The sequence below is a fragment of the Streptomyces sp. SID10853 genome (genome assembly GCF_010548145.1).
In the GTDB taxonomy this organism is placed as follows: Bacteria; Actinomycetota; Actinomycetes; order Streptomycetales; family Streptomycetaceae; genus Streptomyces.
Map to the genome: position 1 here is coordinate 1 of NZ_JAAGLN010000250.1, position 9,896 is coordinate 9,896.

Sequence of the window (9,896 nt, forward strand, 5' to 3'; positions counted from 1 at the left end):
CCGATACGCAGCGGACCTCCGTCGCCCTTGGCCGACTCGCCGTTGGACATGTCCCGCCCGACCGGGCCCCAGCCGCTGCTCTCCGCCGACAAGGGGAGACCGCTGACGTAGTCGATGCCGGGCGGTGCCACGAAGACACGGACCTGCCTCCGCTGACTCAGTTTCGGGGCTGCCGCGACCGCCGCCGCGTCCCGATAAGTGGCGGTGACCGGCACCTCCGCACACCCCTAGCCGGGGCCCCTCGGGCGATGGCGTTGACCTGGACGCCGTAGCGGCCCAGCTCGGCGGCGGCGACCAGGGTCAGCCCGAGGATCCCGGCCTTGGCCGCCGCGTAGTTGCCCTGCCCCACACTGCCGAGCAGCCCCGCGCCCGAACTGGTGTTGATGACGCGCGCCTCCGGCGTACGGCCTGCCTTGGCCTCCGCGCGCCAGTGCGCCCCGGCGTGCTTGAGCGCCAGGAAGTGGCCCTTGAGATGGACCCGCATGACCGCGTCCCAGCTCTCCTCGTCGATGTTGACGAGCATCTTGTCCCGCAGGAACCCGGCGTTGTTGACCAGGATGTCCAGCCGGCCGAACGCGTCCAGGGCCGCGTCGACCAGCGAGGCGGCGCCGTCCGTTGTGGCGATGTCCCCGGCATGGGCGACCGCCTGTCCGCCCGCCGCGACGATCTCGTCCACGACGTCCTGTGCAGGCCCCGCCGAGCCGCCCGCACCGTCGAGCCCGACCCCGAGGTCGTTGACGACGACCCGCGCGCCCTCGGCCGCCAGGGCGCGCGCATGGGCGCGGCCCAGGCCCCGGCCCGCGCCTGTGACCACGGCGACCCGCCCCGCGCAGATCCCCCCGCCGTTCCCGGCGGCGCCCTCCGTCGTGTTACCCGGGCCGGCGCCGGTGCCTTCCGCGTGCTGTGACGTCATCTCACTTCTCCTCTTCGGCAGTCGAACGGGCCGGGACGCCGGGCGCCCCCCTCCCGCGGTACGCGAACCACTGCTACCTTCTCACCTAACAAATGTTTGGTGGAAAGGTAGCTGATCTGCTCATGGGTGTCTCCACCTCAAGCCCGCTCAATGGCGTCACCGTGGTCACCGTCGACTTCCCCCCGGTCAATGCCCTGCCCGTACAGGGCTGGTACGACCTGGCGGCTGCGGTGCGTGCCGCGGGCGCCGACCCGGCCGTGCGCTGTGTGGTCCTCACCGCCGCCGGGCGCGGTTTCAACGCCGGAGTCGACATCAAGGAAATGCAGCGCACCGAAGGCCACGCGGCCCTGGTCGGCGCCAACGGCGGCTGCGCCGAGGCGTTCGCCGCGGTGTACGAGTGCGAGGTCCCGGTGGTCGCGGCCGTGGCGGGCTTCTGCCTGGGCGGCGGTATCGGCCTGGTGGGCAACGCCGACGCCATCGTGGCGAGCGACGACGCGACCTTCGGCCTCCCCGAGCTGGACCGGGGCGCGCTCGGCGCCGCGACCCACCTCGCCCGGCTGGTCCCCCAGCATCTGATGCGCACCCTGTACTACACCTCACGCACGGCCACCGCGCAGGAACTGCACCACCACGGCTCGGTGTGGGAGATCGTCCCGCGCACGGAACTGCTGGAGGCGGCCGTGCGGCTGGCCGGCGAGATCGCGGCCAAGGACGGCACTCTGATCCGCCTCGCGAAGGCGGCCATCAACGGGATCGACCCGGTCGACGTCCGTCGCAGCTACCGCTTCGAGCAGGGCTTCACCTTCGAGGCCAACCTGCTGGGCGTGGCCGACCGGGTCCGTGACACCTTCGGAAGCAAGGAGAAGTCGTGAGCAGCGACACCCCCGGCGAGACCGGGCAGACCGGACAGACGGAACGGTCCGCAAAGACAGAACGGTCCGGAAAGATCATGTCGCCGGACGAGATCGCGGGCCGGCTGCGCAGCGGCATGACCATCGGGATCGGCGGCTGGGGCTCCCGGCGCAAGCCCATGGCCCTGGTCAGGGCCCTGCTGCGGACGGACATCACCGACCTGACCGTCATCTCGTACGGCGGCCCCGATGTGGGTCTGCTGGCCGCGGCCGGGAAGATCCGCAAGCTGGTGGCCGCCTTCGCCACACTCGACTCCATCCCGTTGGAACCGCACTTCAGGGCGGCGCGCCAGCGCGGTGACTTCGAACTGACCGAGCTGGACGAGTCGATGTTCATGTGGGGGCTGACCGCCGCCGCCCACCGGCTGCCCTTCATGCCGATACGGGCCGGTCTCGGCTCGGACGTGATGCGGGTCAACCCGGAGCTGCGGACGGTCACTTCGCCCTACCCGGACGGCGAGGAGCTGGTGGCCGTACCTGCGCTGCGGATGGACGCCGCGCTCGTCCACCTCAACCGGGCCGACGCCCGGGGCAACGGCCAGTACCTGGGGCCCGACCCGTACTTCGACGACCTCTTCTGCGACGCCGCCGACGAGGCGTACGTCTCCTGCGAACGCATCGTGGAGAGCACGGAGTTCGCCGATGCGGGCACACCGCAGACCATGCTGGTCGGGCGGCATGCGGTGACCGGGGTCGCCGAGACCCCGAACGGGGCGCACTTCACCTCCTGCGTGCCCGACTACGGGCGGGACGAGCCGTTCCAGGCGGCGTACGCGAAGGCCGCCGCCGACCCGGACGCCTGGCGGGAGTTCACCGCACGCTTCCTGTCCGGTGACGAGGACACGTATCAGGCCGCGGTCGCGGCGTTCGCCGAGGAGGGCGCATGAGCACACAGGACGCCACCGCCGAGGGGCGGAGCGATGTCACCCGCGCCGAGTACTGCGTCATCGCCTGCGCGGAGGCGTGGCGGGGGGACGGGGAGATCCTGGCCAGCCCGATGGGCACCGTCCCGTCGGTCGGGGCCCGGCTCGCCCGGCTGACCTTCGCGCCCGACCTGCTGCTCACCGACGGCGAGGCGCTGGTGATCGGCGATGTCCCCGCCATCGGCGCCGCGCCCGGGGTCGTCGAGGGCTGGCTGCCCTACCGGCGCCACCTGGCCATGGTGACCGGCGGCAAGCGGCACGTGATGATGGGCGCCAGCCAGCTCGACCGGCACGGCAACCAGAACATCAGCTGCATCGGCGACTGGAAGCAGCCCGCCAGGCAGCTCCTCGGGGTGCGCGGCGCCCCGGTCAACTCCATCAACAACCCGACGAGTTACTGGGTGCCGCGGCACTCCACCCGGGTGTTCGTCGACAAGGTCGACATGGTGTGCGGTGTCGGCCACGACCGTGCGGCGGCCGCGGGCCCGTCGGCCACCCGCTTCCACCAGCTCCGCCGGGTCGTCACCGATCTGGCCGTGCTGGACTTCGAGACGCAGGACCGGACGCTGCGTGTGCGGTCGCTGCACCCGGGGGTGAGTGCGGAGCAGGTGCGCGAGGCCACCGGGTTCCCGCTCGCGGTGGCCGATGACGTACCCCGTACCCGCGAGCCGAGCGCGGAGGAGCTGCGGCTGATCCGTACGGTGATCGACCCTGCGGGGCTGCGCGACCGCGAGGTGCGGACGTGACCGGGAACAGTGGCGGAACGGGCCCGGCCGCCACGCTGTCCACCCCGCTCACCGAGCTGGTCGGGGTGCGCCATCCGATCGTGCAGACCGGCATGGGGTGGGTGGCGGGCCCGCGTCTGGTGTCGGCGTCGGCCAACGCCGGGGCGCTGGGCATCCTGGCCTCGGCGACCATGACGCTGGAGCAGCTGCGCTCGGCGGTACGTGAGGTCAAGTCCCGTACGGAGCAGCCCTTCGGCGTCAATCTGCGGGCCGACGCGGGCGACGCCACCGCCCGCGTGGACCTCATCATCGAGGAGGGTGTACGGGTGGCGTCCTTCGCGCTCGCCCCTTCCGAGGCCCTGATCGGCCGGCTGAAGGACGCGGGCGTGGTGGTGATCCCGTCCATCGGCGCACGCCGGCACGCCGAGAAGGTGGCGGCGTGGGGCGCCGACGCGGTCATCGTGCAGGGCGGTGAGGGCGGCGGGCACACCGGTGAGGTCGCCACCACCGTGCTGCTTCCGCAGGTCGTCGACGCGGTGAACATCCCCGTCGTCGCGGCCGGCGGCTTCCGTGACGGCCGCGGTCTGGTGGCCGCGCTCGCCCAGGGCGCGGCGGGCGTCGCGATGGGCACCCGCTTCCTGCTCACGTCGGACAGTACGGTCCCGGACGCGGTGAAGGCCGAGTATCTCGCGGCGGGTGTCAAGGACATCACCGTCACCACGAAGGTCGACGGGCTGCCGCACCGGATGCTCCGTACCCCCCTGGTCGCCTCGCTGGAGCGCTCGGGGCGGCCCGCGGCGCTGCTGCGGGCGCTGCGGCACGCCGCCGGTTTCAAGGCGCACTCCGGCCTCGGCTGGGCGGAGATGGTCCGCGACGGCCTGGCCATGAAGCACGGCAAGAACCTGACGTGGAGTCAGGTGCTGCTGGCGGCCAACACGCCGATGATGCTCAAGGCTTCCATGGTGGACGGCCGCCCCGATCTGGGGGTGATGGCGTCGGGCCAGGTCGCTGGGCTGATCGACGATCTGCCGTCCTGCGCCGAGCTGGTCGCCCGGATCATGTCCGAGGCGCACGGGACCCTGCGGTCCCTGGCCGTGCTGGAAGCCACGTCCGCCGTCCCGGAGGCGTCCGCCGGGACCGGCTGAGACCCGCTGGAGCACTGGGCCCGTACGAAGGCGGCCGTGCCGTTCCCGACACTCCCAGGTGTCGGGAACGGCACGGCCGCCGGTATGCGGGACGAGGGGTGTGTCAGAGGCGCTCGATGATGGTGACGTTGGCCTGGCCGCCGCCCTCGCACATGGTCTGGAGGCCGTAGCGCCCGCCGGTGCGCTCCAGTTCGTGCAGGAGCGTCGTCATCAGCTTGGTGCCGGTCGCCCCGAGCGGGTGGCCCAGCGCGATGGCGCCGCCGTTGACGTTGACCTTCTCCGGATCGGCGCCCGTCTCCTTCAGCCAGGCGAGCACCACCGGAGCGAACGCCTCGTTGATCTCGACCAGGTCCATGTCGTCGATGGACATGCCGGTCTTCTTCAGCGCGTACGCCGTCGCCGGGATGGGCGCGGACAGCATCCGGATGGGGTCCTCACCGCGTACCGAGAGGTGGTGGATACGGGCCCGGGGTGTCAGCCCGTGCTCGCGTACGGCCCGTTCGGACGCGAGCAGCATGGCCGACGCGCCGTCGGAGACCTGGGACGAGACACCCGCGGTGAGCCGGCCGCCGTCCACGACGGGCTTCAGTCCGGCCATCTTCTCCAGGGAGGTGTCCCGGCGCGGCCCCTCGTCGGTGGTGACATCCCCGTAGGCGACGGTCTCGCGGGCGAAGCGCCCCTCGTCGATGGCCCGGAGCGCGCGCTGGTGCGAGCGGAGCGCGAACTCCTCCATGTCGGTGCGGGAGATGCCCCACTTCTCGGCGATCAGCTCGGCGCCGTGGAACTGGTTGACCGGCCGGTCGCCGTAGCGCGCCCGCCATCCCTCCGACCCGGCGTACGGCCCTTCGGTCAGCCCCAGCGGCTCCGCGGCCTGCCGGCTCGCGAAGGCGATGGGGATCATCGACATGTTCTGGGTGCCGCCCGCGACGACGAGGTCCTGGGTGCCGGAGAGCACGCCCTGGGCCGCGAAGTGCACGGCCTGCTGGGAGGATCCGCACTGCCGGTCGACGGTCACACCGGGAACCTCCTCGGGCAGCCCGGCCGCCAGCCAGCTCGTCCGGGCGATGTCCCCGGCCTGCGGGCCGACGGTGTCCAGGCAGCCGAGGACGACGTCCTCGACGGCGGACGGGTCGATGCCCGAACGCTCCACGAGCGCCCGGAGCACGTGCGCACCGAGGTCGGCGGGGTGGACGGCGCTGAGACCGCCCTTGCGCCGCCCGACCGGGGTGCGTACCGCTTCGACGATGTATGCCTCGGCCATGACTGCTCCTCCATGGGGAACCTGGTGATGCCGGCCGTCCGGCGAACGGCGGCCGGTCTATGGGTGCTGGTGGGGCCCGGACGCGATGCCTTCGAGGACCATCGCGAGGTACTGGCGGGCGATCTCCTCCGGGCTGTGCTGTCCGCCGGGCCGGTACCAGCTCGCGGCGACCCAGACGGTGTCGCGCACGAAGCGGTAGGTGAGGCGGACGTCGAGATCGCCGCGGAAGACTCCTTCGGAGACTCCGCGTTCGAGCGTGCCGAGCCAGGCTTTCTCGTACTTCTCCTGCGAGTCGGCGAGATAGCCGAAGCGCGGCTGCACGGAGAGGTACTTGGACTCCTTCTGGTAGATGGCGACCGCGGCACGGTGCCGGTCGATCTCCCGGAAGGACTCGGTGACAAGGGCTTCGATGGTCTCCCTGGGGCCGAGACCCGATGCGAGTACGGAGTCGTAGCGGGCCCACAGCTCGTCCAGGAAGGTGCTCAGGATTTCGTCGAGCATCGACTCCTTGGAGTCGAAGTGGTAGTAGAGGCTGCCGGCCAGGATGCCGGCCTCGTCCGCGATCTTGCGCACGGTGGTGGCGTTGTAGCCCTGGGCCGCGAACACCTCGGCGGCGGTGGCGAGCAGCTCCCTGCGCCGCGCGGGCGAGGGACTCACGTCAGTCTTTTTCTTGGCGGCAGCCACATTTTTGTCGGCGGGCGCATTCTTGGGAGTAGGCACAGACCCATTGTCGTTCCCCGCTCACGCGTGCTGGCTGCTGACCGACACGGTCTCGCCCGTCATGTACGAGGAGTAGCCGCTGGCCAGGAAGACGATGACGTTGGCGATCTCCCACGGCTCCGCGTACCGGCCGAACGCCTCGGCCTCGGTGAGCTGTTCGAGCAGCTCGGGCGTGGTGACCTTCACCAGGTGCGGGTGCATGGCCAGGCTGGGCGAGACCGCGTTGACCCGTACTCCGTACTCGGCTGCCTCCACCGCGGCGCAGCGGGTGAGCGCCATCACGCCGGCCTTCGCCGCAGCGTAGTGGGCCTGTCCGCGCTGGGCGCGCCAGCCGACGACGGAGGCGTTGTTGACGACGGCTCCCCCTTCGCCGGACGCCTTCATCCGGCGCAGCGCGGCGCGGGTGCACCGGAAGGTCCCGTTGAGGGTGACGTCGATGACCTTGTCCCACTGGGCGTCGGTCATCTCGGTCAGGTCGGCGGTCCCGCCGAGCCCCGCGTTGTTGACGACGAGGTCGAGTCGGCCGTGCCGCTCCTCCGCGAGGTCGAAGAGGGCGCCGACCTGCTCCTCGTCGGTGACGTCGCAGGCGGCGCCGGCGACCCGGTCGGCGCCGAACTCGTCCGCCAGGGCCCGCACGGTCTCGTCGAGACGGCGGGCGTGGCTGTCACCGAGGACGACGCGGGCGTCCTCCTCCAGGAACCGGCGTGCGGTGGCGCCGCCGATCCCCGCGCCCGCGGCCGCGGTGATCACCGCGGTCCGGCCGGCGAGCAGCTGGTGCCCGGGGAGGTACTGCGGGGGCTTGTTCACGGATGTCCACCTCGCGATGCGGTCCGCTGCCGGGCGGTCCCGGTGCCGGATTCCTCGACGCTGCTCATGACCGTAGGTTAACCTACCAAACACTTGTTAGGGAAGAATGCCTGCCACAGAATGCCTGCCAGAGAAGGAGGCGCCGATGACCGCCGACCATGAAGAGCCCGTGGTGCGTTACGAGCGGCAGGGCCCCGTCGCCCTCGTCACCATGAACCGCCCGGACTACCGCAACGCGCAGAACTCCGCGATGACCTACGCCCTCGACCGCGCCTTCTACCGCGCGGCCGACGACAGCGAGGTGAAGGCCGTCGTGCTGGCGGGCGCGGGCCGGCACTTCTCCGCGGGGCACGACATCGGAACCCCGGAGCGCGACGCTCATCTCCCCTTCGACCGCAGGGCCGGACTGTGGTGGGACCACTCGGACAAGACCGGCGCCGAGAGCCGTTTCGCCCGGGAGTCCGAGGTCTATCTGGGGATGTGCCGGCGCTGGCGCGAGCTGCCGAAGCCGCTCATCGCCTCCGTGCAGGGTGCCTGTGTGGCGGGCGGTCTGATGCTCGCCTGGGTGTGCGACCTGATCGTCGCCGCCGACGACGCCTTCTTCGCGGACCCGGTCGTACGGATGGGGATCCCCGGTGTCGAGTACTTCGCCCACCCGTGGGTGATGCCCCCGCGGATCGCCAAGGAGTTCCTCTTCACCGGTGACCGGATGAGCGCGCGGCGCGCCTACGAGGTCGGCATGGTCAACCGGGTGGTGCCGGCGGCCGAGCTCACCGACCGCACCTTCGAACTCGCCTCCCGTATCGCCGAGATGCCCAGGATGGGGCTGGCCCTGACCAAGCGCGCGGTCAACCAGGCCGAGGATCTGCAGGGCCTGCACACCGGCCTCGACTCGGTGTTCGGCCTCCACCACCTCGCCCACGCGCACAACGCCGAGACAGCGGCCGACTCGCTCGGCGGGATGGACATCGGTGCGATGAAGAAGGCAGGACGCTGATGGATCTCGACTTCACCGCCGCCGATGACGCCTTCCGCGCCGAGGCCCGCGAGTGGCTCGCCGCACATGTGCCCGCGGACCCGCTGCCCTCCCTGGAGACCGCCGATGGCTTCGCCGCGCACCGCGCCTGGGAGCACACCCTGGCGCAGGACCGCTGGTCGGTGGTCTCCTGGCCCGCCGGGTACGGCGGCAGGGACGCCTCGATCCTGCGGTGGCTGATCTTCGAGGAGGAGTACTTCGCCGCGGGCGCGCCCGGCCGGGTCAGCCAGAACGGCATCAACCTGCTCGCTCCCACACTCTTCGAGCACGGCAGCGCCGAGCAGTGCGCGCGGATCCTGCCCGCCATGGCGAGCGGCGAGGTGATCTGGGCGCAGGCGTGGTCCGAGCCGGAGTCCGGTTCCGACCTGGCCTCGCTGCGCTCCACCGCGACCCGGACGGCGGGCGGCTGGCTGCTCAACGGCCAGAAGGCGTGGTCGTCCCGGGCCGCCTTCGCGGACCGGGCCTTCGGCCTCTTCCGCAGCCACCCGGACGCGGACCGGCCGCACCGGGGACTGACCTATCTGATGTTCCCGCTCGACGCCGACGGTGTGACCGTACGGCCCGTCGGGCGGCTGGACGGCAAGCCGGCCTTCGCCGAGCTCTTCCTCGACGACGTGTTCGTCCCCGACGCCGACGTCATCGGCGAGCCGGGCCGCGGCTGGCAGGTCGCGATGAGCACCGCGGGCAATGAGCGCGGTCTGACGCTGCGCAGCCCGGGCCGCTTCACCGCGGCGGCCGAGCGGCTGGCCGGGCTGTGGCGCGACGGGGCCGACCCGGGCGACACCGCGCTGCGTGACCGGGTCGCCGACGCCGTGATCCGCTCCCGCGCCTATCAGCTGTTCACGTACGCCAACGCCTCCCGGATCGCGGCCGGCGGCTCCATCGGGGCCGAGTCGAGTCTCAACAAGGTGTTCTGGTCGGAGCTGGACATCAGCCTGCACGAGACGGCGCTCGACCTGCTCGGCCCGCTCGGCGAACTGTCCGACGAGGCGCCGGACGCACCCGCCGGCGGCAGCTGGGCCGACGGCTACACCTTCTCGCTGGCGGGCCCCATCTACGCGGGGACCAACGAGATCCAGCGCGACATCATCGCCGAGCGGCTGCTGGGCCTGCCGAAGGGACGCCGGTCATGAAATTCCTGCTGGACGACGAACAGACCGAATTCGGCCGCACCCTGGACCGGATGCTGGCGGCGGCCGACACGCCGGCGGCGGTACGGGCCTGGGGCGCGGGCGACACCGGACCGGGCCGGGCGCTGTGGAAGCGGATCGCGGACGCGGGGGTGTTCGCTCTCGCCGTACCCGAGGAGTACGAGGGCATGGGCCCGCTCCCCGTCGAACTGGCCGTCGCCTTCATCGAGCTGGGCCGGCACGCCGTGCCGGGGCCTCTGGTGGAGACCGTGGCGGCGAGCGTTCTTCTCGGCGGCCCCGCGGGGTGCGCGGACAGCGCCGCCGC

Annotated in this window: 10 protein-coding genes and 1 pseudogene; 7 read left to right on the top strand and 4 right to left on the bottom strand. The window is 71.8% G+C overall.

Annotation, left to right across the window (positions count from 1 at the left end):
* Nucleotides 1-244: 244 nt before the first annotated feature.
* Nucleotides 245-835 (bottom strand): annotated as a pseudogene (locus G3I19_RS30640) (SDR family NAD(P)-dependent oxidoreductase); the annotation flags it as partial.
* 200 nt (nt 836-1,035) lie between these two features.
* Here G3I19_RS30640 and G3I19_RS30645 point away from each other — a divergent pair.
* From G3I19_RS30645 to G3I19_RS30660, 4 genes are all read left to right on the top strand, one after another.
* Nucleotides 1,036-1,785: an enoyl-CoA hydratase family protein gene (locus G3I19_RS30645; RefSeq protein WP_164266983.1), complete on the top strand. Its 750-nt coding sequence runs from the start codon at nt 1,036-1,038 to the stop codon at nt 1,783-1,785.
* A gap of 77 nt (nt 1,786-1,862) precedes the next feature.
* Entirely contained in the window at nt 1,863-2,711 is an 849-nt protein-coding gene (locus tag G3I19_RS30650; RefSeq protein ID WP_164266990.1) for a CoA transferase subunit A, read from the top strand.
* The gene (locus tag G3I19_RS30655; protein ID WP_164266984.1) at nt 2,708-3,493 is read left to right on the top strand and encodes a CoA-transferase; all 786 of its coding nucleotides are present in this window, start codon (nt 2,708-2,710) and stop codon (nt 3,491-3,493) included. Before G3I19_RS30650 ends, G3I19_RS30655 begins: the two co-directional genes overlap by 4 nt.
* Nucleotides 3,494-3,528: 35 nt before the next feature.
* Nucleotides 3,529-4,617: a nitronate monooxygenase gene (locus G3I19_RS30660; RefSeq protein ID WP_164266991.1), complete on the top strand. Its 1,089-nt coding sequence runs from the start codon at nt 3,529-3,531 to the stop codon at nt 4,615-4,617.
* 103 nt (nt 4,618-4,720) lie between these two features.
* Here the strand turns inward: G3I19_RS30660 and G3I19_RS30665 are convergent, their stop codons facing one another.
* From G3I19_RS30665 to G3I19_RS30675, 3 genes are read right to left on the bottom strand one after another with little or no spacing between them, the layout of a single operon-like run.
* Complete coding sequence (locus G3I19_RS30665) at nt 4,721-5,878, bottom strand: acetyl-CoA C-acetyltransferase (RefSeq protein WP_164266985.1); 1,158 nt, start codon at nt 5,876-5,878, stop codon at nt 4,721-4,723.
* A gap of 57 nt (nt 5,879-5,935) precedes the next feature.
* Nucleotides 5,936-6,562: a TetR/AcrR family transcriptional regulator gene (locus G3I19_RS30670; protein ID WP_164266992.1), complete on the bottom strand. Its 627-nt coding sequence runs from the start codon at nt 6,560-6,562 to the stop codon at nt 5,936-5,938.
* Nucleotides 6,563-6,619: 57 nt separating this feature from the next.
* Nucleotides 6,620-7,405 (bottom strand): SDR family oxidoreductase, encoded by a 786-nt coding sequence (locus G3I19_RS30675; protein ID WP_164266986.1) that lies wholly within the window; start codon nt 7,403-7,405, stop codon nt 6,620-6,622.
* Between the two features lie 145 nt (nt 7,406-7,550).
* Here G3I19_RS30675 and G3I19_RS30680 point away from each other — a divergent pair, with 145 nt between their 5' ends.
* From G3I19_RS30680 to G3I19_RS30690, 3 genes are all read left to right on the top strand, one after another.
* Complete coding sequence (locus tag G3I19_RS30680) at nt 7,551-8,402, top strand: enoyl-CoA hydratase (protein ID WP_164266987.1); 852 nt, start codon at nt 7,551-7,553, stop codon at nt 8,400-8,402.
* Nucleotides 8,402-9,574: an acyl-CoA dehydrogenase family protein gene (locus G3I19_RS30685; protein ID WP_164266988.1), complete on the top strand. Its 1,173-nt coding sequence runs from the start codon at nt 8,402-8,404 to the stop codon at nt 9,572-9,574. Before G3I19_RS30680 ends, G3I19_RS30685 begins: the two co-directional genes overlap by 1 nt.
* Nucleotides 9,571-9,896, top strand: a 326-nt coding sequence (locus G3I19_RS30690; protein WP_164266989.1) for an acyl-CoA dehydrogenase family protein, incomplete at its 3' end; no start/stop codon positions are given. The genes G3I19_RS30685 and G3I19_RS30690, both read left to right, overlap by 4 nt.